This window comes from Nonomuraea sp. B1E8 (assembly GCF_039871515.1).
In the GTDB taxonomy this organism is placed as follows: Bacteria; Actinomycetota; Actinomycetes; order Streptosporangiales; family Streptosporangiaceae; genus Nonomuraea.
In genome coordinates this window covers 143,600-167,631 of sequence record NZ_JBDPLS010000014.1, presented here as the reverse complement: position 1 = coordinate 167,631, position 24,032 = coordinate 143,600, and the positions used below count along the sequence as shown (strand labels likewise).

Here is a 24,032-nt window from a genome sequence, read left to right as displayed (position 1 = left end):
TGGTGGTATCCGGCCTGGTCATCGGTCGTCGTGCCCGCGAAGACTCCTGCGGCTACGCCCCGCGCAGCAGGATCGCCGTGACTACTTCTCCGGCAGTAGCGCCGAAGTGCGACCAGGCGCCGACGAACCGGCCGCGGCGACGCCCTACTCTGCAGGAGTGAGCTCTGTGCCCCGATGGCGCCCCCTGGCCATGGACGGCGCGCTCGCCGTGACCGCCGCCACCATCCTGACGCCCACCGCGCTGGTCGCCCCCGGCACGGGCGCGCTCGAACTGGCCGCGGTCCTGGCCGGCTCGCTGGCGCTGGTCGCCTGGCGCCGGGCGCCGCTGGTCGCGCTGCCCCTGACCACGGTCTGCATGCTCGTCTTCTCCGAGCACGCCGACCCAGGGCCGTCGGCCGCCTTCCCCGTGCTCGTGTCGGTCTTCGGCGCGGTCAGGGCCGGACGCTGGCTGCTCGCGGCGCTGGCCGGCGCGATCTATCTGGGCGTCGGCCTGGCGGTGAACCTGGCCACCGCCGCCCCTCAGGACACCCAGGCCATCACCCAGGGCGCGACGCTGCTGCTCGGCTGGTTCCTGGCGGCCGGGGTGGCGGCGACCGTGGCCAGGCACCGGCAGGCGTACCTGAAGCAGGTGGAGGAGCGCGCCGCCGAGGCCGAGCGGACCCGAGAGGAGGCCGCGCTCCGCCGCGCGAACGAGGAGCGGCTGCGCATCGCCAGAGAGCTGCACGACTCGCTCACCCACAGCATCTCGATCATCAAGGTGCAGGCGGGCGTGGCCATCCACCTGGCGCGCAAGCGGGGCGAGGAGGTGCCCGCGGCGCTGCTGGCCATCCAGGAGGCGGGCGGCGACGCCATGCGCGAGCTGCGCGCCACGCTGGAGGTGCTGCGCGAAGCCGGCGACGAGCCCGCGGCCAGCGGCCTCGACCGGCTCGGCGACCTGGTGGAGCGGGCCCGCTCGACCGGCCTGCGCACCACGGTGACGATCTCCGGCGAGCGGCACGAGCTGCCCCGCGAGGTCGACAGGGCGGCGTACCGGATCGTGCAGGAGGCGCTGACGAACGTCTCACGGCACGCGGGCGGGGCCGCAGCGGCGGTGCGCATCGGCTACGGCGCCGGCGAGCTGGTCGTGCAGGTGGACGACGACGGCTCGGCCGGCCCCGGCACGCCGCCCACACCCGGCGTGGGGCTGCGCGGCATGCGCGAGCGCGTCACGGCGCTCGGCGGCCAGCTGCAGGCAGGCCCGCGCCCCGACGGCGGATTCACCGTACGCGCAGAACTACCGCTGGGGGAACCATCGTGATCCGCGTGCTGCTCGTGGACGACCAGGCGCTCATTAGGGCCGGCTTCCGCGCCCTGCTGGAGGCGGAGGACGACATCGAGGTGGTGGCCGAGGCCGCCGACGGCCGGCAGGCCGTGGCCCTGGCCCTGGAGCACCGGCCGGACGTCGCGCTCATCGACATCCAGATGCCGGTCATGGACGGCATCGAGGCGACCCGCCAGATCGCCTCCGACGAGCGGCTGAGCGGCGTCCACGTCGTGATCCTCACCAACTACGGCCTCGACGAGTACGTCTACGACGCGCTCAGGGCGGGCGCCGGCGGCTTCCTGGTCAAGGACACCGAGCCCGCCGACCTGCTGCAGGGTGTCAGGGTGGCGGCCCGCGGCGACGCCCTGCTGTCCCCCGCCATCACCCGCCGGCTGATCGGCGAGTACGTCGCCCGCCGCCCCGAGCCACGGCCGGAGGGCCTCGGCGTGCTCACCAACCGCGAGCGCGAGGTGACCGCCCTGGTGGCCCGCGGCCTGTCCAACGACGAGATCGCCGCCCACATGGTGATCAGCCCGACCACCGCCAAGACGCACGTCAGCAGGGCGATGACCAAGCTGCGCGCCCGCGACCGCGCCCAGCTCGTGGTGTTCGCCTACGAGTCGGGGCTGGTGGCCCCGCGGAGGAACGTCCCCGACTGAGCCCCGGAGCGTGTTCGGCTGAGTACACTCAGGCACGTCCAACCGGCCGAGATCTGAACGGCGAGGCTCTTGGCCATGGGCGGCGGCCCTCGGCCCCGTCCTTCTGGAGTCACGTGAGCGATGTGCCGCCCTCCCACCGGAGCAGACGATCGCACCGCCGGCGGCGCCGTCCCTGGCTGCGCCGGGTGATCGCCATCACCGCGGCGGTCGTCCTGCTGGTGGTCGGCGTGGTCGTGGGCGTCTGGGCCAGGCTGACCGGCAACGTCAAGCACGTCGACGTGACCGCCGACGACCTCGGCACCGCCCGGCCGGCCAAGGTGGCCGGCACCGCGCTCAACGTCCTGGTCGTCGGCTCGGACCAGCGCGACGGCGCCAACGCGAAATACGGCCGCGTCGCGGGTGAGCGCACCGACACGATCATGCTGGTCCACGTGTCGTCCCAGCGTGACCAGGCGATGGTCGTCAGCTTCCCGCGCGACTCGCTCGTGCAGTTGCCCGCCTGCCGGGCCACCGGCGGCCTGCCGGGACAGCGGCCGCACCTCGGCATGATCAACGAGTCGTTCAACTCCGGCGGCATCGGCTGCACCTGGAAGACGATCGAGGCGCTCACCCGCATCCACATCGACCACTTCGTGAAGGTCGACTTCTCCGGCTTCAAGAGCCTGGTCGACGCCGTCGGCGGCGTGGAGGTCTGCCTGCCCGAGCCCGTGCGCGACAAGAAGGCCCTGCTGCACCTGCCCGCGGGCCGGCAGACCCTCAACGGCGAGCAGGCGCTCGGCTACGTGCGCGCCCGCTACAGCATGGGTGACGGCTCCGACATCGGGCGGATCCAGCGGCAGCAGATGTTCATCGCCTCGATGGTCAAGAAGGTGATGAGCGGCGAGACGCTGGCCGACCCGGCCAGGTTGTTCGCCGTCCTCGACGCCGGCACCAAGGCGGTCACGACGGACCGCGGCCTGACCCCGTCCGTGATGAGGGACCTCGCGCTCAGCCTGCGCGGGCTGGACGCCGGGCGCATCCGTTTCATCACCACGCCGTGGCACTACTCCGTCACCCAGCCGGGCCGGGTCGAGTGGGTGCAGCCCCAGGCCGACAGATTGTTCCAGGTGGTGGCCAGAGACCAGAGCGTGGATGGCGTCAAGAGCGGCCAGGCCAAGGTGGCCCGGTCGAAGGTGCAGGTCGAGCTCCGCAACGGCACCTGGCGCAGCGGGCTGGCCCGGGAGGTGGCCGCCTCCCTCGAACAGCGCGGCTACCACATCGCCAAGATCGGCGACACAGCCCGCAAGCCGCAGGCGAAGACCACGATCCTCTACGGCCCGAACGGCGAGACCCGCGTGCCCACCCTCGCCCGCGACCTCGTGACGGCCGCGCCCAGGCACGTGCCCGCCGCCAGGACCAACCGGCTGGTGCTGGTGATCGGCGACGACTGGAAGGGCGTCAAGCCGCTGCGCGTCGACGACCACGAGGCGATCAAGGGCTTCGACGCGACCCACGACTCCTGCGCCGCCTGATCGGCGCAGGCGGCGCGGAGGCTAGGTGATGATGGCGGAGAGCGCGGCGAGGGCGTCGACGACCTGGCGGGCGTCGGGGGTGGCCGACGGGTCGAGCAGCCACTGGAGCATCAGCCCGTCGGCGATCGCCACCACCACCGACACGAACACCTCGGGGTTCGTCGGCAGCTCGACCCCGAGCTCGCCGGCGGCCCTGCGCATCATGCCGGCCCCGGCGGTGCGGGCGCGGGCGTAGGCCTGGGCCAGCTTCTCCTTCAGCACGGGCTCGCGAAGCGCCGCGGGATAGCCCTCGACGAGGAGTACGAGCTGCGGCCCCAGCTCCTCGAAGACGTCGACCAGCTCCCTCATGGCGCGTTCGAGCATCTCCCTGCCGGTGCCGAGCTCGGTGCCGAACATGGATCGCTCGACCCGCTCCGTCCACTGCTCGAAGATCTCGGCGATGGCCTCGTTGAGCAGCGCGTCCTTGCCGCCGAAGTGGTAGCCGATGGAGGCCAGGTTGGTGCCGGAGGCGGCGACCAGGTCTCGTGCGGTCGTGCGGGCGTAGCCCTTCTCCTGCAGGCAGCTCACGGCTCCCGCCAGCAGTCTCTCCCGGTATCCACCGGCCTCTGTTCGCGACACGCGATCCATGGTATCCAGATATACGTCCGTATATGACGTACGTATATCTACATGGAGGACGAACAGTGATCCCTCCGGGACCGAGAGTTCCCGCGCTGGTGCAGACCGCGCGTTTCATGACCGCGGCACCGAGCGCGTTCGAGGCCTATCACCGCAGGTACGGCCCGATCTTCACGGTTCGCTACGCCGGTTTCCCCCCGGAGGTCTACGTGACCACCGCGGAGCTGGCCGAGCAGGTCTACCGGACCGACCAGGGCGGCGGGCACGCCGGCGCGGCGCGCCGCGACTTCCTCGCACATCTGGTCGGCGAGCATTCGGTGCTCACGCTGGACGGCGACCCGTGGTGGCGCCACCGCAAGACGCTCAACCCGCCGCTGCGCGCCAGGCAGGTCGCCGGCTACCACGACGACATCGCGGCGATCGCGGCGGAGAAGATCGCGACGTGGCCGCTGGGCAGGCCCTTCGCGCTGCGCGATCGTATGCAGGAGATCACGCTGGAGATCATCATCCGGCTGATCTTCGGGATCCGCGACGCCGAGCGCGTCGGCAGGCTGCGGGCGCTGCTGCCGGCGCTGATCCAGACCGGCGGCTCCATGCAGGTGGCGATGTTGCCCGACCGGTTGCGCGGCCCCGCCGCGCGGGTGCCGATCACGCCGTACGCGCGATTCCTGCGGCTGCGCGCCGCCGTGGACACGATCCTGTTCGACGAGATCGGCCGCCGGCGCGGCACTTCCGGCGGCACCGACGTGCTCGGGCGGCTGCTGGACACCGGGCTGGACGACCAGGAGATCCGCGACGAGCTGATCACCATGCTGATCGCCGGTCATGAGACGACCGCGACCGGTCTGGCCTGGGCGTTCGAGCGGATCCTGCGGATGCCCGAGGTGCTGGAACGCCTGCCGGACGACGAGCCCTACCTCGACGCGGTGGTCAAGGAGGTGCTGCGCGTCCGGCCCGTCGTCTATGAGGCGCCACGGCTGCTCGACTCACCCCTGCGGCTGGGCGACTACGAGATCCCGGCCGGGTGGTACGCGGGACCGTACATCCCGCTCGTGCACCGTGATCCCGCCGCCTTCGCCGAGCCCGGAGAGTTTCGTCCGGAACGTTTCCTGGCGGGGCACCAGAACAGGGGCTGGATGCCCTTCGGCGGCGGGCGGCGCTTCTGCGTCGGAGCGCAGCTGGCGCTCCTGGAGATGCGCGTCATCGTCCGGGAGGTGCTGCGCCGCCTGGAACTCGCGGCGCCCGATCAGGCGCCGGAGGCCAGGCGGCTGGCGAACGTGACGCTCGCGCCCGCGCGGCTGACCAGGGTCATCGCCCGCGCTCGGACTCCTGCTCGGACGGAGTAGGAGAGTCCTCGCGTCGCGGGTCGGCGCCCAGCTCCTCGCGGAGCCGGTCGTAGTCGATGTGATGGTTGGTGTACTTCAGCTGGCGAGCGACCTTCGTCTGCTTCGCCTTGGCTCTACCTCGGCCCATGGCTACTCTCCCTCGTCCCCGCTGCCATGCTATCCAACAACGTTACGACTTGAAGAATTATGCAACTGAACTCGATTAGTCTGGCAACATGCACGTGGAGGTCCATCAGGCCAAGGCCGACTTCTTCCGAACGCTCGGCCACCCCGCTCGCATCCGAGTGTTGGAGCTGCTCCAAGAAGGGCCACTTCCCGTCAGGGACCTGCTGGCCCAGATCGACATCGAGGCTTCGAGCCTCTCACAACAGCTCGCGGTCCTGCGCCGGGCGGGAATCGTGAGCGCCATCCGCGAAGGCAGCACGGTGGTCTACACCCTGGCCACTCCGGAGCTCGCCGACCTGCTCGGCGCCGCCCGGCGCATCCTCACCGACATGCTGGCCGACCAGGGCGAGCTCCTCGCGGAGCTGAGAGCCGAGGTCACCTAGCCGCCCTGGGATCGACAAGGCGGGCGGAAAGGACAGATCCGTTAGGCTTCGGGCATGGTCTCCGAGCTGTTCGATCCCAAGGCGTGGCAGGCGGTCGAGGGATTCGAGTTCACCGACATCACCTACCACCGAGCCGTCGACCAGGGCACCGTGCGCATTGCGTTCGACCGGCCCGACGTACGCAACGCCTTCCGCCCGCAGACGGTCGACGAGCTCTACCGCGCGCTCGACCACGCCCGGCAGACCACCGACGTCGGCTGCGTGCTGCTCACCGGCAACGGCCCGTCGCCCAAGGACGGCGGCTGGGCCTTCTGCTCGGGCGGCGACCAGCGCATCAGGGGCAAGGACGGCTACCAGTACGCCGACGGCACGCCGGCCACCGGGCGCCTGCACATCCTTGAGGTGCAGCGGCTGATCCGCTTCATGCCCAAGGTTGTGATCTGCGTGGTGCCCGGCTGGGCCGCGGGCGGCGGCCACAGCCTGCACGTTGTGGCGGATCTCACACTGGCCAGCGCGGAGCACGCCCGGTTCAAGCAGACCGACGCCGACGTGGCCAGCTTCGACGGCGGGTTCGGCTCGGCCTACCTGGCGCGGCAGGTCGGACAGAAGTTCGCCCGCGAGATCTTCTTCCTCGGCGACACCTACTCCGCGGCCGACGCCCACCGCATGGGCATGGTCAACGCCGTGGTCCCGCACGACGAGCTGGAGGCCACGGCCCTGGAGTGGGGCCGGAAGATCAACGGCAAGTCGCCGACGGCGCAGCGGATGCTCAAGTTCGCCTTCAACGCGATCGACGACGGCATGGTGGGCCAGCAGGTGTTCGCGGGCGAGGCCACGCGGCTGGCCTACATGACGGACGAGGCGGCCGAGGGGCGCGACTCGTTCCTGCAGAAGCGCGAGCCCGACTGGTCGCCGTTCCCCTGGCACTACTGAGCCGTCCCGCGCATCCCGCCCCCTGTGCAGACTGGGGGCATGAGGATCAAGGTGCCGGAGGCGTTGACGGCGTCCCATGTGAAGTACGACGGGGAGGCCGGGCGTGCCTGGTCGGCCGGGCTGCCAGCGCTCGCCGAGCGTTACCTGGAGGAGTGGGGGCTGCGGCTCGACGGCGAGCCCAGGCACGGCGTGGTGTCGCTCGTGCTGCCCGTCGTCCGCGACGACGACACGAAGGCCGCGCTCAAGCTGCAGCCCGTCACCGACGAGAACGCCACCGAGGCCATGGGGCTGGCCGCGTGGGCGGGTGACGCGTCGGTGTTGTTGCTCGAATCCGACCCGGCGACCGGCACCATGCTGCTCGAACGGCTGGAGGCCGACCGGTCGTTGTCCGCCGTGCCGGACGACACGGAGGCGCTGGGCATCCTCACCGACCTGCTGGCCCGCCTGGTGGCCCATCCCGCCCCCGCGGGGATGCGCCGGCTGGGCGACATCGCGCAGGCCATGCTCGACGACGTGGACAAGGCGCTCACGCGGCTGACGGACGAACACCACCGCCACTGGATGACGTGGTGCGCCTCGGCGGTCGCCGAGCTCGTCCACGAGCCCGGCGACCGCCTGCTGCACTGGGACCTGCACTACGACAACGTGCTGGCGGCCGGGCGGGAGCCGTGGCTGAGCATCGACCCCAAGCCGCTGGCCGGCGACCCGGGGTTCGACCTGATGCCCGCCCTGGACAACCGGTGGGACGACGTGGTCGCGTCGGGTGACGTGACGCGGACGGTGCTCAGGCGCTTCGACCTGATGGTCGACCGGCTCGGCCTCGACCCCCAGCGGGCCGCGGGCTGGACGCTGGGCCGGGCGCTGCAGAACATGCTCTGGGAGGTCGAGGACGGCACCCATGCCGAGAGCGAGTGGATGCGCATCCAGCTCGCGGTGGCCGAGGCCGTACGGCACCGGCAGTGACTCACATGGTCAGCACGATCTTCCCGCGGCCGTGGCCGGTCTCGATCTCCCGGTGCGCGTCCGCGGCCTCCTCCAGCCGGTACGCCCGCCGCACCGGGAACACGAACTCGCCCGCGGCGTACAGCGCGGCATAGCGCCCGAGCCGTTCCGCCGTACGCTCCCCCTGGACGACCTGGACGCCCAGCTCGGCGGCCTTGCCGTGCTCGACCAGCGTGACGATGCGGGTGCGGTCTTCGACCAGCTCGATCGACACCTCCAGCGCGTGACCTCCTGCCCCGTCCAGGGCGGCGTCGATCCCGCCGGGCGCGAGCTCGCGCACCCGATCGGACAGCCCCTCCCCGTAGGCGACGGGGATGGCGCCGAGTTCGCGTAGATGGTCGTGGTTGACCTCGCGGGCGGTGCCGATCACGGTGGCCCCGCGCCTCCTGGCGATCTGCACCGCCGCGGTGCCCACCGATCCGGCCGCGCCGTGCACGAGCAGCGTCTCGCCCGCCGCGACGCGCAGGCCGTCGAGGGCCAGCTCGGCGGTCTGCACGCCCGCGGTCATCCCGCCCGCCACCTCCCAGGGCACTTTCGCGGGTTTGGGGGCCACGTCCGCGGCGGGCACCACGATGTACTCGGCGTAGGCGTGCAGCCGCGAGAACCCGAGCACCTCGCCGCCCAGCGCCACCCCCGTCACGCCGGGTCCCACCTGGTCCACCACGCCGGCGAACTCGTTGCCGGGGATGCGCGGGTAGCCGGCGTCCGGCATGTACGGAGGGAGCCACCCCGCCCGTACGGCCGCGTCGAAGGGCTGTACGCCGGCCGCCCGCACCCGCACCCGTACCTCTCCCCGGCCCGCCTGGGGCGCGGGCAGCTCCATCACCTTCAGCACGTCAGGGCCGCCGGGCTCGGCGCAGGCCGCCGCCCTCATCAGTTCGGTCATGGGACAGAGCCTGCTACCTCAACCGAAGTTGAGGTCAAGTCACATACTGTTATGGGAACTTTTCCTTTTACTCGGTCTTTATCTAGATATAGTGCGACAGGGGACACACACGGGGACGGGGCACCTAGGTGGGATGACCGAGTTCACAGACGCCGCATTCAGCTTTCCAACTGTCATTTTCAGCATCCTTCTCATCGTGGTCGTGGGGTATTGGCTGGCTGTCATCACCGGCCTGTTCCACGTGGATGACGACGCGGCCTGGCTGGGACTCGGGGGAGTTCCCGCAGGGATCACGCTCTCGGTGCTGATCGCGGTGGCATGGACGCTGTGCTTGATCGGCAGCCAGATGGTGGGCGGCGACCTGCTGGTCGCCGTGCCGGTCGTCGCCGTGGCCGGCGGCTGGTTCGCCGCCCGTGGCCTGCTGCTTCCGCTGCGGCCGCTCTTCCGCGAAGGGGACCGGGCCTCGCGGAAGGACTTCATCGGCCAGATGTGCGTGATCCGCACCGGCGAGGCCACGCCCGACTTCGGCCAGGCCGAGGTCAGCGCAGCGGACGGCGCGTCCGCGATCGTGCAGGTGCGCACGACCGGGCTGGACCGCCTGGACCGCGGCGCCACCGCACTCATCTTCGACTACGACAAAGACGGCGAATTCTTCTTGGTCATGCCGTACGAAAGTGAGCATTGATGGACGTCATCTCTACCGGACTCGGCATACTCATAGCAGTTATCGCGATCATTGCCATCGGGCTCCTCGTCCTCATCGGCCGCCTTTTCCGTAAGGTCGAACAGGGCAAGGCGCTGATCGTTTCGAAGATCAACAAGGTCGACGTGACGTTCACCGGCAAGATCGTCCTGCCCGTCGTCCACAAGGCCGAGGTCATGGACATCTCGGTGAAGACGATCGAGATCCACCGCACCGGTCGCGAGGGCCTGATCTGCCGCGACAACATCAGGGCAGACATCAAGATCACGTTCTTCGTACGCGTGAACAAGACCACGGAAGACGTCATCAAGGTCGCCCAGGCCATCGGCACGGCCAGGGCCAGCGACGAGCAGACGCTGCAGGAGCTGTTCAACGCGAAGTTCTCAGAAGCGCTGAAGACGGCCGGCAAGCACCTGGACTTCGTCGACCTCTACACCAAGCGCGACGAGTTCCGCGACGAGATCATCCGGCTCATCGGCACGGACCTCAACGGCTACAGCCTCGAAGACGCCGCCATCGACTACCTGGAGCAGACCTCCCTGGTTCAGCTCGACAAGAGCAACATCCTCGACGCGCAGGGCATCCGCAAGATCACCGAGCTGACGGCCCTCGAGCACGTGCGCACGAACGAGTTCCGGCGCAACGAGGAGAAGGAGATCACCCGCCAGAACGTGGACGCCCGCGAGGCCATCCTCGAACTGGAGCGCCGCCAGGCCGACGCCGAGCTCAAGCAGCGCCGCGAGATCGAGACCGTCAAGGCCCGCGAGGAGGCGGAGATCGCCCGCGTGCAGGCCGAGGAGCGGCTGCGCGCCCAGACCGCCGGCATCAAGACCGACGAGCAGATCGGCGTGCAGCGGGAGAACCAGCACCGCGAGATCGCGGTCGCCGAGAAGAACCGCGAGCGCGTGATCGCCATCGAGTCCGAGCGGATCGAGAAGGACCGCCTGCTGGAGGTCATCGCCAAGGAGCGGGAGACCGAGCTGTCGCGCATCGCGAAGGACAAGGAGGTCGAGACCGAGAAGCGCGCGATCGCCGAGGTCATCCGCGAGCGCATCGCGGTCGACAGGACCGTGGCCGAGCAGGAGGAGAGCATCAAGCGGCTGCGCGTGGTCGAGGAGGCCGAGCGCACCCGCCAGCAGGTGATCATCGCCGCCGAGGCCGAGGCGCAGGAGAACCTGGTCAAGGACATCAAGGCCGCCGAGGCCGCGGAGGCCGCCAGCAAGTTCAGGGCCCGCGAGGAGCTCGTGCTCGCCGAGGCCAGGCAGCAGGCCGCCGATCTGGACGCGCGGGCCAAGATCCGGCTGGCCGAGGGCATCCAGGCCGAGTCCGCCGCCGACGGCCTGGCGCAGGTCCAGGTCAAGGAGCGCGACGCGGACGCCATCGAGAAGGTCGGCCGTGCGGAGGCGCTGGCGCTGAAGGAGAAGCTGGCCGCCGAGGCCGACGGCGCCAGGGCCATGGCGCTGGTCGAGGGCGACCGGCTCAAGGCGCAGGCCGAGGGCGAGCAGGCGATGGCGCTGGCCGGCGCCGCCGCGGTCGGCGAGAAGCTTAAGGCCGAGGCCGAGGGTCTCACCGAGAAGGCGGCCGCGATGGCCGCGCTCGACGAGGCCAGCAGGGAGCACGAGGAGTACCGCCTGCGCCTGGAGGCCGACAAGGAGATCCGTCTCAAGCACATCGACGTGTCGCGGCACGTGGCCGAGTCGCAGGCGAGCGTCCTGGCCGCCGGGCTGGCCAAGGCGAACATCGACATCGTCGGCGGCGACACGATGTTCTTCGACAAGGTGGTCGGCTCGATCACCGCGGGCAAGGCGGTCGACGGGTTCATCGGGCACTCCCAGGTCGCGGGCGCCCTGGCCGAGCCGTACGTCAACGGGACGGCCAGCCTGGCGGCCGACCTCGCCGGCGTGGTGAGCGGCGTGCGTACCGAGGATCTGAAGAACCTGACCGTGTCCGCCCTGCTCATGCAGCTCATCAACAACGGCGGCCCGCAGTCGTCGGCGCTCGGCGAGTTGCTGGAGACGGCCCGCCGGCTGGGGGTGGCCGACTCGCCGGTGGCCGCGCTCGCCGGGGCGAGGGGCTGACCGTCTGTGACTGCGCTCGAAGCCGGGCCTGGGCTGGAGGCGGGGACGTACGAAGTCCTCAGGAACCGGCTCCAGGCCCAGGCCAAGGCCCTCGCGGCGACGGCCGAGGCGGTCAACCAGGAGCGGCTGCGCGTGTTCGGCGGCGCGGAGCTGCGCCTGCTGGGCACCGAGCGGATCCGTACGGAGAACAACTGCGTCCCCAGGGACATCGTCTCCCTGGGTGACGTGATGTTGTTCGGCTACAACGTCTTCATCGGGCTCAAGCCGGAGACGACGGTGGCCGACGTGTTCGCGGTGCACCGGTTCTCCAGGGACGGCGACGCCTTCCGGTTCGACGCCGACAAGCTGGAGGCGCTGGAGGATCCGGCGTTCAGGAAGGACTTCGCCGAGCTCTACCGCTACTACAAGGAGACGCGGCTGCAGCAGCTCCGGCGGGTGGAGGGCAAGCTGCTGGCGGTGTTCCAGACGGGTCCTGCGGATCTGCGGGTGCTCCGGTGGGCGGTCAGCACCGGCGGAGTCCCGAAATATCTGGATAACAGGGGTGAGCGTGACCACGTCTTCCCCCCGTCCCACGACTTCGAGTGGACCCCCACCACCCGCGACGACCACGTGCTCGGCCGCCACCCGCACATCTCCATCGACGGCGAGGTCTTCGTCGAGACCGTCGGCGGCGACCTCACCATCAAGATCGAGGACAACACGGAGACCGGCGCGGGCATCTACTCCGAGCCGGTCACCGAACCCCTGCAGAGCCTCGCCGACGCCGACGTCGAGTACGCCCGGGTCGGGCCGCTCATCCTCATGCGGATCAAGCCGTACAAGGAGACCGACTGGCGGCACCTGGTGTTCAACGTGCGCACCAGGTCCGTCGTGCGGCTCGACGGCATCGGGCAGGCCTGCCAGCGGCTGCCCGAGGACCAGGGGCTGATCTTCCCCGGCGGCTACTACCTGGCGACCGGGGTCAGCAAGACGTTCGACACGGACGTGACCGACCTGGAGTTCGAGCGGGTGGTCCGCTCCCCCAACGGCGAGGACGTCCTGTACGTCTTCCACGCCATGGGCGACGGGCGCTCGCTGCTGCTGCCGTACAACGTGATCAGGAAGGAGGTGGCCACGCCCATCGTCTGCCACGGATACTCGTTGTTCGAGGACGGCACGATGGTCGTCTTCCGCGCCACCTCCGAGGAGCCGACCCGGGTCCACCCGATGCAGGTCTGGCAGACCCCGTACGTCTCCGACACCTACGCCGCCGCCCAGCCCGCCGGCACCGGGCCGCTGGAGCGCATCGGCAACGCCGAGCTGGTGCGCGGCATCTCCGACTGCCTGTCGGTGTCCCGCATGGTCGAGGAGATGGCGCCGTCCGCCGGGACGTTCGAGGGGCTCATCGCCGCGTGCACGCGGGCGTTCGACTCCTACCACTGGCTCGGCGACCACGGCCTGCGCGGCCCGCTCTCCGACGTACGCGCCACCGCCGAACAGGTCCTCGACGAGTACGAGAACGTCGAGCAGCTCACCAGGCAGGCCGAGCAGACGCTCGCCACGGCGACGGAGGAGACCACCCGCCTGGTACGCCGCGCCCAGGCCGACGACCCGGTCACCGCCGACGCCTGGGTGAGCCTGCTGGCCACGCTGCGCAGGGCCCAGGGCCACCTGGTGACGCTGCGCGAGGTCCGCTACATCGACCTGGCCGCGCTCGACGCGCTGGCCGCGTCGGTGGCGGAGGAACTGGACTCGGTGGGCCGGCGGGCGGTCGCGTTCCTGGAGGGCGCGGACGCGTTCACCGCCTACCACGCCGCCGTCGAGCAGCTGGCCGCCGAAGCCGCCGCGATCACCACGGCCGCCGAGGCCGAGCCCGTCGCCGACCGGCTGGCCGAGCAGTCGGAAGGGCTGGAGGTGGTGACGGAGGTCGTCGGCTCGCTGGAGATCGCCGACGCCACCGTGCGCACCTCCATCCTGAGCCGCATCGCCGAGGTCCTCGGCGGCGTCAACCGGGCCAGGGCCGTGCTGGACGGCCGCCGCCGCGAGTTGCTGGGGGCCGAGGGGCGGGCCGCGTTCGCCGCCGAGTTCGCCCTGCTGGGGCAGGCCATCACGGGTGCGCTGGCGGTCGCCGACAGCCCCGAGAAGTGCGACGAGCAGCTCGGCCGGCTGATGCTCCAGCTGGAGAACCTGGAGTCGCGCTTCGGCGAGTTCGACGACTTCGCCGCGCAGCTGTCGGCCAAGCGGGACGACGTCTATGAGGCGTTCTCGTCCCGCAAGCAGACGCAGCTGGACGAGCTGGCCCGCCGCGCCGACCGCATCTTCGCCTCCGCCGAGCGGGTCCTCGCCAGCGTCACCCGCCGCCTCGGCTCGTTGTCGTCGCTCGACGAGGTGAACACCTACTTCGCGACCGACCCGATGGTGGCCAAGGTCCGCTCGGTCGCCGACGAGCTGCGCGCGCTCGGGGACGCCGTACGCGCGGAGGAGCTGGACGGGCGGGTCAAGTCGGCGCAGCAGGAGGCCGCGCGTTCCCTGCGGGACCGCCTCGACCTGTTCTCGGACGGCGGCGAGACCCTGCGACTCGGCCACCACCGCTTCGCCGTCAACACCCAGCCGATCGACCTGACGCTGGTGCCGCACGTGGAGCGCGGCGACGACCGCACCTCCATGTACTTCGCGATCACCGGCACCGACTACCGCGCGCCCGTGCCCGAGTCGTTCGCCGACACCCGGCCCTTCTGGGACCAGTTGCTGGTCTCGGAGACGCCCGACGTCTACCGGGCCGAGCACCTGGCCGCCTCGCTGCTCGACTCCGTCACGGCCGGCGCTCCCCTGGCCGACCTGGTCAGGCAGGCGGCCGAGTCGCGGTACGACGAGGGTTACGAGCGGGGCGTGCACGACCACGACGCCACGATCATCCTGGACGCGCTCGTACGGCTGCGCGAGGGAGCCGGGCTGCTGCGCTACCCGGCCGACGTCCGCGCGGCCGCCCAGCTGTTCTGGGCGTTCGGGCTGGACGAGGTTTCACGTAAAACATCGACGACCCGGGCAGTGTCGCTGGTGCGGGCGCGCACGGTCTTCGGCGGCACCTCCGCCCTGGGCGCGCTGGCCGCCGAGCTGGGCGCCGCGATCGCGGAGTTCATGGCCGGCCTGCGTACGGGCGCCGCGCCGGACGCGGGCCTGGCCGGCGAATACCTCGTCGAGGAACTGGGCGGCGGCCCGGCCGGGTTCGTGACCAGCAAGGGCGCGCGTGACCTGCTCGACGCGTTCCACCACGAGCTGGGCCCGGCCAAGGCGCGCGAGTTCGAGGAGGACCTCCAGGCGCTCGCCCTGCCCGAACGCCTCCAGCTCGCGCAGGCGTGGATGTCCGCCTTCCGCGAGGGCCCAGAGGTCACCGAGGCCATCGCCGTACACCTGTGCGACCTGCCCCGCCACGACTCGAGCGCCGCCACGACCGAGACCGTGGACGGGCTGCTGGGATCCCACCCCCGCGTCGCCGGACGCAAGCTGGAGATCAGGCTCGACGAGCTGCTCACCAGGGCGCGCCGGTTCCGGCAGGAGCGGGTGCCCGCCTACCGCGCCTTCCAGCGCCGCAGGAGCGAGCTGGTCGAGGCGGAACGGCGGCGGCTGCGCCTGGACGAGTACCGCCCCAAGGTCATGAGCGCCTTCGTCCGCAACCGCCTGCTGGACGAGGTGTACCTGCCACTGATCGGCGACAACCTGGCCAAACAGCTCGGCGCCACCGGCGCGGGCAAGCGCACCGACCAGATGGGCCTGCTGCTGCTCATCTCGCCGCCCGGCTACGGCAAGACCACCCTCATGGAGTACGTCGCCAGCCGGCTCGGCCTGGTGTTCGTCAAGGTCAACGGCCCGGCGCTGGGCCACGACGTCACCTCGCTCGACCCGGCCGACGCGCCCGACGCCACGGCCAGGCAGGAGGTCGAGAAGATCTCGTTCGCGCTGGAGACGGGCAACAACACGCTGCTCTACCTCGACGACATCCAGCACACCTCGCCGGAGCTGCTGCAGAAGTTCATCTCGCTCTGCGACGCCCAGCGCCGCATCGAGGGCGTGTGGAACGGCCGCACCCGCACGTACGACCTGCGCGGCAAGCGGTTCGCCGTGTGCATGGCGGGCAACCCGTACACCGAGTCGGGCCAGCGGTTCCGCATCCCCGACATGCTGGCCAACCGGGCCGACGTGTGGAACCTGGGCGACGTGCTGTCCGGCAAGGACCACCTGTTCGCGCTCAGCTACATCGACAACGCCCTCACCTCCAACCCCGTGCTCGCGCCGCTCGCCGGCCGCGACCGTGCGGACGTGGAGCTGCTGGTGCGGCTGGCCAGGGGCGACACGACGGTACGGCCCGACCAGCTCGGTCACCCGTACACCAAGCCGGAGCTCGACCAGGTCCTCAGCGTGCTGACCAAGCTGGTGCGGGTGCAGGAGGTGGTCCTGGCCAACAACCAGGCCTACATCGCCTCGGCCGCCCAGTCCGACGCCGCCCGCACCGAGCCGCCGTACCGGCTGCAGGGGTCGTACCGGAACATGAACAAGCTGGCCGAACGCATCGTGCCCGCGATGAACGACGACGAGCTCGAAGCGCTGATCGACGACCACTACCTGGGCGAGGCCCAGACCCTGACCTCGGACGCCGAGGCCAACCTGCTCAAGCTGGCCGAGCTCCGTGGCCGCCTGACCCCCGCCCAGGCCGAACGGTGGGCGGCGATCAAGGCGGCCTACCTCAGGGCCAAGGCGCTCGGGGGAGCCGAGGACGACCCGATGACGAGGGCCGTCGGCGCGATCGGGCTGCTGGCCGACCGCGTCGGCGACGTCGGCACGGCCATCAGGGAGTCCGAACGCTGACCCACGACCGCACGTGCGGATCCGCGACAGCGGGGGTGGCCGGCGACCTCGGGGGATCTGCCGACCGCGCGTGCGGGATCGCCTTCATGGTTGCACCGCCAGGGCCTGTGACACCGCGCCGGCGCTCGCGGGCACGAGCGGCAACCGCACGTCCGGGGTCGGGATCACGCCCTGGGCGTGCAGCACGCCCTTGAGCACGGTGGGGTTGGGCTCGGCGAAGAGCGTCGCCGAGAGGCGGGCCAGCCGGTGCCCGAGCGCCCTGGCCCGGGTGACGTCCCCGGCGTGCCAGGCGGCGGCCAGTTCGGCGAAGCTCGCGGTCTCCAGATGCGCGGAGGCCAGGATCCCGCCGGCCGCGCCCAGCGCCAGCAGCGGCGAGATGAACGCGTCGTCGCCGCCGAGCACCTCGAACCCGGCGGGCAGGTCCCCGAGCAGCGCCACGGCGTCCTGGTCGAGGCCCGCCGCGTACTTCACGCCGGCGATCATCGGATGAGCGCCCAGGCGGCGCAGCGTGGCGGCCCCGACCGCCTGCCCGGTCCTGTAGGGGATGTGGTAGATCACCAGCGGCACCGGCGTCTCTTCCGCCAGCGCCTCGAAGTGCGCGACCACGCCGCGCTCCCCCGGCCGCAGGAAGTACGGCACGGTCACCAGCGCCGCCCCCACCCCCTCCGGCAGGCGCCGCAGCGCCCCGGCCGTCGATCGGGTGTCGTTCCCCGTCACCCCCACCGTCAGCAGCGCCTGCCGCTCGGCGCAGACCCGCGCGCAGACGTCGATCACCAGCGCCCGCTCCTCCGAGTCGAGCGCGGCCACCTCGCCGGTGGTGCCCAGCGCGACCAGGCCGGCCGCGCCCTGGTCGAGCACGTGGCCCGCGAGCTTCTCGACCGCGTCCGCGGCCACCTCCCCCGAGGAGGTGAACGGGGTGATCAGCGGTACGTGGATTCCTCTCAGCATGCTTCGAGGGTGACCCGCGCGAACCCGTTAGGTCCAGCACTGATTTCTTGGCCACACGTTAAGCTCAACTTATGCTCGACCCGCGCAAGCTCCTCCTGCTCCGCGAGCTCGCCAGGCGCGGCACGATCGCCGCGGTGGCGCAGGCCGTGACGTTCACGCCCTCGGCCGTCTCCCAGCAGCTCTCCGCCCTGGAACGGGAGGCGGGCGTGCCGCTGCTCGAACGCACGGGCCGCACGGTGACGCTGACGCCCGCGGGCCACCTCCTCGTCGAGCACGCGCAGGCCGTACTCGAACAGCTCGAACGCGCGTCGGCGGCGCTCGCCGCCGCCCGCGCCGGGCCCTCGGGGCCGCTGCGCGTCGGCGCGTTCCCCACGGCGGCCCGCGTGCTCCTGCCGCCCGCGCTCGCCGCCCTGACCGGCGCCCACCCGGGTCTGGAGCCGAGGGTCTCGGAGATCGACCCCGCCGACGTCTCGGCCGCGCTGCGGGCGGGCGAGCTGGACGTGGCGCTCGTGCACGAATACGACTTCGTGCCGCCGGTCACGGACGCGTCCATCGAGACCGAGCCGCTGTTCAGCGAGCCGATCTACCTCACCGACCGACCCTCGATCACCGCCGCCCGCGCCGACGCGTGGATCACCAACAAACCGGGCACCCTCTGCCACACGATGGCGATCAGGGCCTGCCAGGCGGCCGGGTTCGAGCCGATGGTGCGCCACCACATCGACGACTTCGACACCGTGCTCGCCTTCGTGGCGGCCGGTCAGGGGGTGGCGCTCGTGCCCCGCCTGGCGGCCATCGACCCGCCACCTGACGTGTCGCTCACCCGCCTGCCGCTGAGCCGCCGCACGCTGGCGGCCTTCAGGCGAGGGTACGGCGAGCACCCGGCGGTCAGAGCGGCCGTCTCCGCCTTCCGCACGGCCGTCACCCACCTCAACGACCAGGTGAGTTCATGATCGATGAGCGACCCGGCCGATCCGGCGGGCCTTCAGCGCCAGGTGGAGGTGCGAGCGCACCAACCCGTCGCGCAGGTCCGTGCCGAGGATCACGGCTATGCGGCCGAGCCGGTAGTACACCGTGGTCCGGTGCAGGTGCAGTGACGCTGCCGTGCGCTGAACGTCGCAGCCCAGGTCGAGATACGTCTCCAGAGTGCGCAGCATCGCGGCCGAGTCTGCGGCGTGCTCCAGCGGGTCGAGCACGGAGTCAGGTCCCGGAGGCGACATCCGCGACAACATGCGGTATGGCCCGGCACCTGACCAGGGCAGGATCCGCGGCAGCGCCGGATCCAGCGCGGCGACCTCGGCCGCTGTCCTGGCCTGGCGGTACGCCTCGCGTACCGCGTCCACCTCGAAGCGCGCCGGGTCGCTGACACCGATGGCGAAAGAGCGGCGGGCGGCCGTGCGTAACGCACGGTCCAGGGCGCCGGGACCGCCGGTGTGCCGGCGGGACAGCGCGGTCACGTGCGTGGGACTGACGAAACCGCCGGCGCACGCGGGGTCGGCCCGGATCGCCGGGGGCAGGGCGATGCCCAGGCGCTGGAACTCGGTGGCGGACAGGGTGGGGATCCGCTCACGGTCGCGGCCGATCGGCACGGCGGCGCGGACGAGGATCTCGGCGTCGAGAAGTGACGGGGCGAGCTCGGCCAGTCGATCGCGCGCGCCCGTGCCGCCGCGGCCCGGTTCGAGCAGGCGGCGGATCAGCTCGTCACGCCCTTCGGCCTGCCCGTCGAGGTAGCGGGCCAGCTCGGCGGCGGCGTCGACGACCGCGTCGAGAGCGGCGCCTTGGAGTGCCTCGCCACCCTCCTGGACCCACAGATGGCCGAGACACTGCCCGCCGTGCCTGATGGGGACGCACAGGCGGGCCTGCATGCCCAGCTCGGCGTTCTCAGGAAGGCGGACCGGGACGGTGGCCTTGGCGATGCCGTGGCGGTTCTGCCACGCCCGGATCTCCGGGGCGACCCGGCGCGACAGGATCGAGGCGACGCGGGCCGGGTCGGCGTGCGCGTCATGCGCGCTGTAGCCGATCACCCGGCCGTCCACCGAGTCGACGGTCAATCCGTGGCCCAGCCGCTCGGCGAGTTCTTCGAGCATGTACTGGAAAGTGCCGTCCCCGCGATCCATGCGCGACTCCTTTCTTGCGACAAATGTAGAAGCCGGGGCGGGCCCGGTCTCGTCGCTGATCCGATGCGCCCGCCGTCGGTCTCCGCCTACCGTCGAAGCACGGAAGTCCCGAACCCGGAGATGACACCGTGATGCGTGCCGAGTTTCCCCGCCCATGGGTTTCCACCGCCGGCGAGCGGCTGACGCGTGAGGTCGCGGGTCGCCTGGCCGGGCAGCCGCCCGCCGCCACGCTCGAGGACATCACCCGGCTGGTGTTGTGGAACAAGCACATCCACGGTGCCGAGGCGGTCAACCTGAACCCGGCGACGAACGTCATGAATCCCCACGCCGAGGCCCTGTTGTCGGCCGGGCTCGGCTCGCGTGCCTCGCTCGGCCATCCGGGCGAGAAGTACGAGACAGGGCTGGAGGCCATCGAGCGGATCGAGATCATCACCGCCGAGCTGGCCGCGCAGGTCTTCGACGCGGACTTCGCCGAGGTCCGCGTCGGGTCCGGCGCCCTGGCCAACCTGTACGCCTTCATGGCGGTCTGCCGTCCCGGTGACACGATCATCGCCCCACCCGCGAGCATCGGTGGCCACGTCACCCACCACGCCGAAGGAGCCGCCGGCCTGTACGGGCTCACCACCGTCCCCGCTCCCGCCGCCCGCGACGGATACACGGTGGACCTGCCCGCGCTGCGCGAGCTGGCCGTACGGCTGCGCCCCGCGCTGATCACCATCGGCGGGAGCCTCAACCTCTTCCCGCACCCGATCGCCGCCGTCCGGGAGATCGCCGACTCCGTCGGAGCGCGCGTGCTCTGCGACGCCGCCCACATGTGCGGCCTGATCGCCGGCCGACTCTGGCCGAACCCGCTGCGCGAGGGTGCGCACGTGGTCACGATGAGCACCTACAAGAGCCTCGGCGGGCCGCCGGGCGGGCTGATCGTCACCGACGACGAAGAACTGGCGGGACGCCTGGACGCCATCGCCTACCCGGGCCTGACCGCGAACTCCGACGCGGGCCGCATCGCCGCGCTGGCGGTCACGATGCTCGATTGGAAGGCCGAGGGGTTCGCCTATGCGCGGGCGATGGCGGCGAACGCGGCCAGGCTCGCGGCCGAGTTGCAAGCGCTGAACGTGCCGGTGTTCGCCGCGGAACGTGGCGGGACGAGCTCGCACCAATTCGCGCTGCCCTCCCGCGCGTACGGCGGCGGGCAGCGCGCCGCACGCCGGCTGCGCGCCGCCAACCTGCTCGCATGTGGCATCGGTCTGCCGATGGAGCCGGTGGCCGGCGACATGAACGGCCTGCGGCTCGGCACCCCGGAGATCACCCGCATCGGCATGGACGCGGACGACATGCCCATGCTGGCCGCGTTCCTCGCCCGCGCCCTGGATCCGAGCGCGGCGCCGGCCGCGCTCGCGGCCGAGGTCACCGCCTGGCGCGCGCCATTCACCGGCGTGCGCTTCACCGCCACCCCCGATCAGGGAGGAACTTGACATCCTCCCGGCCATGAAGGACCGGGATTCCAGCCGTCGCCGACTGGCCTTCCTGCTTCACCGCCGGTCGCCCGCCCGAGAGGAAACTCTCGTTGAGGTCTTACACCAGCTCCACAGGCGTTTCACCTCTCCGCAAGCCCTGCGGCGAGGGCGCCCGTCGAGATCCGCATCAGCTGCATCGTCACGATCCCGAACCCGACGGTGACGCTCTACCTCCCGATCGACATCTTCGACCGGGACATCCTGCCCCGCTGAGCCCGGCGGGTCATGCTGGTTCCCTGACTCTCACCTGCCGAGCACGGCGTCGAGCACGGTCGTGGCGCTGGCCATGTCCCGGTCGTACTCGCCGGCCGTCACCGCCACGACCAGGTCCTCCTCCGGCACCGCGAGCAGTCGCTGGCCGCCGTTGCCGATGCCTTCGTACTGGCGGCGCTCGCCGGTGCCGATGTACCACTGTTGACGCGCTCCCAGGCGTGAACGTGAACGCCGGAGATTCAGCCTGTGCCGCGTTGTATCACGCGGCACTTCTGTGGCTTCCTGTTTCATCGACCGTGCCCTTCCGCCTGCCCCGAGGAGCAGGCTGAGGGGTCTTACCGGTCTCGGCAGGCGTTTTCCGTCTCCGCTTCCCGCCCCTGTGTGGCACGGGTTTCCGTCCAGCGGCGACGATCCGCAGCCCCTCGGCCCGGATATTGAGCGCGGCGTTGACATCCCGGTCATGGGTCACCCCACACCGGCAGGTCCACTCCCGCACGTCCAACGGCATACGCTCAGCGAGACTCCCACAGGCCGAACACAGCTTGGAGGAGGGGAAGAACCTGCCGATCTTCGCAAAGACCCGGCCATGGAGTTTCGCCTTGTACTCCAGCATGCCGACGAACTGCGACCAGCCCGCATCGTGCACGCTCTTGGCCAGCTTCGTGCGCGCCAGTGCCTTGACCGCCAGGTCCTCCACGACCACCGTTTGGCTTTCACGGATGATGCGGGTGGAGGTCTGGTGACAGAACTCGCGGCGCGCGTCGGCGACCTTGGCGTGCTGCCGGGCCACAGCCACACGGGCCTTGGCCCGATTGCGTGATCCCTTCTGCTTGCGGCTCAGCATGCGCCCAAGCCGCTTGAGTTTCTTCTCCGCCCGGCGCAGGAACTGCGGGCTGCCGATTTTCCGCCCGTCCGACAGGACCGCGATATGCGACAGCCCCAGGTCGATCCCCACCTCGGTCCCGACCTCGGTCCCGGTGGCGGTCAGTGGCGGGGCGGTCGGTGGCGGGGCGGTCACCTCGACCACAAAGGAGGCGAAAAGCGTCCAGCCGCGTCTTTGACGACCGTGACGCTGGACGGCTCGGACGGCAGACTGCGCGACCAGCGCACTGCCACGTCCCCTATCTTCGGCAGGCGCAGTTTCCCGCCCGCTGTGATGGCGAAGCGGGCGTTCTTGGTGAAGCGAATCGCCTGCCGGGCATCCTTGCGGGACCGGAACCGGGGCGGCCCGAGTTTCGGCCCCTGACGCCTGCCGGTCAGGCAGGCGAAGAAGTTCCGGAACGCCGCGCAAGCGTCGGCCAGCGCCTGCTGGAGCACCACCGCCGACACCTCGCCAAGCCAGCAGCGTTGCGGTGTCTGCTTCGCCTGGGTGATCACCAGGCGGGACAGTTGCGCGTCGGTGATGAACGGCAGGCCCTGCCGGTGGGCGTGGTCGCGCAGGGCGAGCGCGTCGTTGAACACCACCCGGGCGCACCCGAACGCCTGCGCGAGCGCGATGCGCTGGCCAGGGGTCGGGTCGATCCGGAAGGAGTACCGCAACTGCACGAGATCATCCTACAGTTGGCTTATGGCCGGGTACAGCGATATCAGAACTGGCAGGCACTGTGTTTTCGTCCTGCACGCGCATTTGGTTTTCGTGACCAAGTTCCGGCATCGGGTCTTCGCCGGCGAGCACCTGACCCGGCTGGAAGAGATCATGCGCGCGGTCTGCGCCGGCTTCGAGACCGAACTGCGCGAGTTCAACGGCGAGGACAACCATGTCCACCTGCTGGTCGACTTCCCGCCCAAGGTCGCCCTGTCCAAGCTGGTCAACAGCCTCAAAGGCGTTTCCTCGCGGCGGATGCGCCAGGAGTTCCCCGAACTGGCCCGCCACTACTACCGGGCCAGCAAACTGTGGTCGGGCTCCTACTTCGCCGGATCGGTGGACGGAGCCCCGATCAGCGTCCTGAACCAGTACATCGAACAGCACAACCGTCCCGCCTGAGCCGAAAGACGCTATACGGCGGGGCTTCTGGCCTCGAGGATCTCCGTGCGGGACCACGGCCCGCCGTACCAGAATCGCCAGCCGGCGTCGCGCCGCCGTACGTCGACGACGCCGAGCGAGCGCAGCGTGTCCTCGTACGCGCGGGTGTGGTGCGGGTCGGCGATCAACATCAGCCCTCCGGGCCGCAACACCCGCAGCGCCTCGCGCACGGCCTGTTCCCTCCCGTCGGGGCGCGCGATGGTGTGGATGGCCTGGTCGGTGACGACCACGTCGAACGCGCCGTCCTCGAACGGCAGGTCACGCAGGTCGCCCACCACCAGCGACACGCGGTCGGCGACGCCCTCCCGCTCGGCGTTCGCCCTGGCCCGCGGCGCCTCCTTGGAGCGCTGGTCGAGGCCGGTCGCGTGGCCCTCGTCCAGCCGCCGTGCGGCCAGCGTGAGGACGGCGCCGCGCCCGCAGCCCAGATCCAGCAGGCGCTCGCCGCCCTCCAGGCGGTCCAGCTCCGCCGCCCAGACGGCCGGCTTGCCGCGCCGGGTGGTGTAGAGGTGGCTGCCCGCGCTGGCCAGCGTGTAGGTGCCGCCGAACAGGAAGGCGACCCCCGCCTCGGGGACGTCGTACGCGAACGACAACACCGTGAGCGCCGCCAGCATGATCACTCCGAGGAGCAGGCCCGCCAGCGCCCAGGGTGCGTCGAACCCGTATCTACCGTGTCGCTTGCCCACATTCACGTTATATCTCAAGCTCGTCTTGACCGGGAATTGACCGAACCCTGCCCTGACGCACCATCACAGCACATTGATCATTACTAGGGTGACCTGGATGGG

Annotated in this window: 21 protein-coding genes and 2 pseudogenes; 14 read left to right on the top strand and 9 right to left on the bottom strand. The window is 70.9% G+C overall.

The window, feature by feature from the left end:
• Positions 1-157: 157 nt before the first annotated feature.
• The 3 genes from ABGA98_RS36740 to ABGA98_RS36730 all read left to right on the top strand — a co-directional run bounded on the left by ABGA98_RS36740 (position 158) and on the right by ABGA98_RS36730 (position 3,473).
• Entirely contained in the window at positions 158-1,297 is a 1,140-nt protein-coding gene (locus ABGA98_RS36740; RefSeq protein ID WP_347623042.1) for a sensor histidine kinase, read from the top strand.
• A complete protein-coding gene (locus ABGA98_RS36735) occupies positions 1,294-1,962 on the top strand; it encodes a response regulator transcription factor (RefSeq protein WP_347623041.1) in 669 nt (222 codons plus the stop codon). The genes ABGA98_RS36740 and ABGA98_RS36735 overlap by 4 nt, the downstream gene beginning before the upstream one ends.
• Before the next feature lie 113 nt (positions 1,963-2,075).
• A complete protein-coding gene (locus tag ABGA98_RS36730; RefSeq protein WP_347623040.1) occupies positions 2,076-3,473 on the top strand; it encodes an LCP family protein in 1,398 nt (465 codons plus the stop codon).
• 21 nt (positions 3,474-3,494) lie between these two features.
• On the opposite strand, the gene ABGA98_RS36725 is transcribed toward ABGA98_RS36730, so the two are convergent.
• A complete protein-coding gene (locus ABGA98_RS36725) occupies positions 3,495-4,091 on the bottom strand; it encodes a TetR family transcriptional regulator (RefSeq protein ID WP_347623039.1) in 597 nt (198 codons plus the stop codon).
• A gap of 32 nt (positions 4,092-4,123) precedes the next feature.
• Here ABGA98_RS36725 and ABGA98_RS36720 point away from each other — a divergent pair, with 32 nt between their 5' ends.
• Entirely contained in the window at positions 4,124-5,437 is a 1,314-nt protein-coding gene (locus tag ABGA98_RS36720; protein WP_347623038.1) for a cytochrome P450, read from the top strand.
• A gap of 25 nt (positions 5,438-5,462) precedes the next feature.
• On the opposite strand, the pseudogene ABGA98_RS36715 reads toward ABGA98_RS36720, so the two are convergent.
• A pseudogene (locus ABGA98_RS36715) lies at positions 5,463-5,564 on the bottom strand (DUF3073 family protein); the annotation flags it as partial.
• Between the two features lie 88 nt (positions 5,565-5,652).
• Between ABGA98_RS36715 and ABGA98_RS36710 the strand changes: the two are divergent.
• From ABGA98_RS36710 to ABGA98_RS36700, 3 genes are read left to right on the top strand one after another with little or no spacing between them, the layout of a single operon-like run.
• A complete protein-coding gene (locus ABGA98_RS36710) occupies positions 5,653-5,985 on the top strand; it encodes a metalloregulator ArsR/SmtB family transcription factor (protein WP_090938046.1) in 333 nt (110 codons plus the stop codon).
• Positions 5,986-6,039: 54 nt separating this feature from the next.
• Complete coding sequence (locus ABGA98_RS36705; RefSeq protein WP_132515730.1) at positions 6,040-6,918, top strand: 1,4-dihydroxy-2-naphthoyl-CoA synthase; 879 nt, start codon at positions 6,040-6,042, stop codon at positions 6,916-6,918.
• A gap of 39 nt (positions 6,919-6,957) precedes the next feature.
• Positions 6,958-7,881, top strand: coding sequence for an aminoglycoside phosphotransferase family protein (locus tag ABGA98_RS36700; protein ID WP_347623037.1), 924 nt, complete (start codon positions 6,958-6,960; stop codon positions 7,879-7,881).
• 1 nt (position 7,882) lies between these two features.
• On the opposite strand, the gene ABGA98_RS36695 is transcribed toward ABGA98_RS36700, so the two are convergent.
• Entirely contained in the window at positions 7,883-8,806 is a 924-nt protein-coding gene (locus tag ABGA98_RS36695) for an NADP-dependent oxidoreductase (RefSeq protein ID WP_347623036.1), read from the bottom strand.
• 133 nt (positions 8,807-8,939) lie between these two features.
• On the opposite strand from ABGA98_RS36695, the gene ABGA98_RS36690 reads away from it, so the two are divergent.
• The 3 genes from ABGA98_RS36690 to ABGA98_RS36680 are packed head-to-tail and all read left to right on the top strand — an operon-like array spanning position 8,940 to position 16,429.
• Positions 8,940-9,491 carry a hypothetical protein gene (locus ABGA98_RS36690; protein ID WP_347623035.1) on the top strand — a complete coding sequence of 184 codons (552 nt, stop codon included), beginning with the start codon at positions 8,940-8,942 and terminating at the stop codon, positions 9,489-9,491.
• Positions 9,491-11,587, top strand: a complete 2,097-nt coding sequence (locus tag ABGA98_RS36685; RefSeq protein WP_347623034.1) for a flotillin family protein — start codon at positions 9,491-9,493, stop codon at positions 11,585-11,587. Before ABGA98_RS36690 ends, ABGA98_RS36685 begins: the two co-directional genes overlap by 1 nt.
• A 6-nt stretch (positions 11,588-11,593) precedes the next feature.
• The gene (locus ABGA98_RS36680; RefSeq protein ID WP_347623033.1) at positions 11,594-16,429 is read left to right on the top strand and encodes a DNA repair ATPase; all 4,836 of its coding nucleotides are present in this window, start codon (positions 11,594-11,596) and stop codon (positions 16,427-16,429) included.
• Between the two features lie 84 nt (positions 16,430-16,513).
• Here the strand turns inward: ABGA98_RS36680 and ABGA98_RS36675 are convergent, their stop codons facing one another.
• Positions 16,514-17,377: a 4-hydroxy-tetrahydrodipicolinate synthase gene (locus tag ABGA98_RS36675; protein ID WP_347623032.1), complete on the bottom strand. Its 864-nt coding sequence runs from the start codon at positions 17,375-17,377 to the stop codon at positions 16,514-16,516.
• Between the two features lie 71 nt (positions 17,378-17,448).
• On the opposite strand from ABGA98_RS36675, the gene ABGA98_RS36670 reads away from it, so the two are divergent.
• Complete coding sequence (locus ABGA98_RS36670) at positions 17,449-18,330, top strand: LysR family transcriptional regulator (protein WP_347623031.1); 882 nt, start codon at positions 17,449-17,451, stop codon at positions 18,328-18,330.
• Here the strand turns inward: ABGA98_RS36670 and ABGA98_RS36665 are convergent.
• Positions 18,325-19,494, bottom strand: a complete 1,170-nt coding sequence (locus ABGA98_RS36665) for a helix-turn-helix domain-containing protein (protein WP_347623030.1) — start codon at positions 19,492-19,494, stop codon at positions 18,325-18,327. The two genes, ABGA98_RS36670 and ABGA98_RS36665, sit on opposite strands and share 6 nt — an antisense overlap.
• Positions 19,495-19,625: 131 nt before the next feature.
• On the opposite strand from ABGA98_RS36665, the gene ABGA98_RS36660 reads away from it, so the two are divergent.
• Together ABGA98_RS36660 and ABGA98_RS36655 are read left to right on the top strand one after the other, a co-directional pair.
• Entirely contained in the window at positions 19,626-20,969 is a 1,344-nt protein-coding gene (locus tag ABGA98_RS36660) for an aminotransferase class I/II-fold pyridoxal phosphate-dependent enzyme (protein ID WP_347623132.1), read from the top strand.
• Between the two features lie 156 nt (positions 20,970-21,125).
• Positions 21,126-21,224: pseudogene (locus tag ABGA98_RS36655) on the top strand (hypothetical protein); the annotation flags it as partial.
• A 30-nt stretch (positions 21,225-21,254) separates the two neighbouring features.
• Here the strand turns inward: ABGA98_RS36655 and ABGA98_RS36650 are convergent.
• The 3 genes from ABGA98_RS36650 to ABGA98_RS36640 are packed head-to-tail and all read right to left on the bottom strand — an operon-like array spanning position 21,255 to position 22,769.
• Complete coding sequence (locus tag ABGA98_RS36650) at positions 21,255-21,494, bottom strand: hypothetical protein (RefSeq protein ID WP_347623029.1); 240 nt, start codon at positions 21,492-21,494, stop codon at positions 21,255-21,257.
• Positions 21,484-22,251: a transposase gene (locus ABGA98_RS36645; RefSeq protein ID WP_347623028.1), complete on the bottom strand. Its 768-nt coding sequence runs from the start codon at positions 22,249-22,251 to the stop codon at positions 21,484-21,486. The genes ABGA98_RS36650 and ABGA98_RS36645 overlap by 11 nt, the downstream gene beginning before the upstream one ends.
• Positions 22,239-22,769 (bottom strand): transposase, encoded by a 531-nt coding sequence (locus tag ABGA98_RS36640; RefSeq protein ID WP_347623027.1) that lies wholly within the window; start codon positions 22,767-22,769, stop codon positions 22,239-22,241. Before ABGA98_RS36640 ends, ABGA98_RS36645 begins: the two co-directional genes overlap by 13 nt.
• Positions 22,770-22,791: 22 nt before the next feature.
• Between ABGA98_RS36640 and tnpA the strand changes: the two genes are divergently transcribed.
• Positions 22,792-23,208, top strand: a complete 417-nt coding sequence (gene tnpA / locus ABGA98_RS36635; protein ID WP_347623026.1) for an IS200/IS605 family transposase — start codon at positions 22,792-22,794, stop codon at positions 23,206-23,208.
• Positions 23,209-23,219: 11 nt separating this feature from the next.
• Here the strand turns inward: tnpA and ABGA98_RS36630 are convergent, their stop codons facing one another.
• On the bottom strand, positions 23,220-23,930 hold the full coding sequence (locus ABGA98_RS36630) for a class I SAM-dependent methyltransferase (RefSeq protein WP_347623025.1): 711 nt from the start codon (positions 23,928-23,930) through the stop codon (positions 23,220-23,222).
• Between the last annotated feature and the right edge of the window lie 102 nt (positions 23,931-24,032).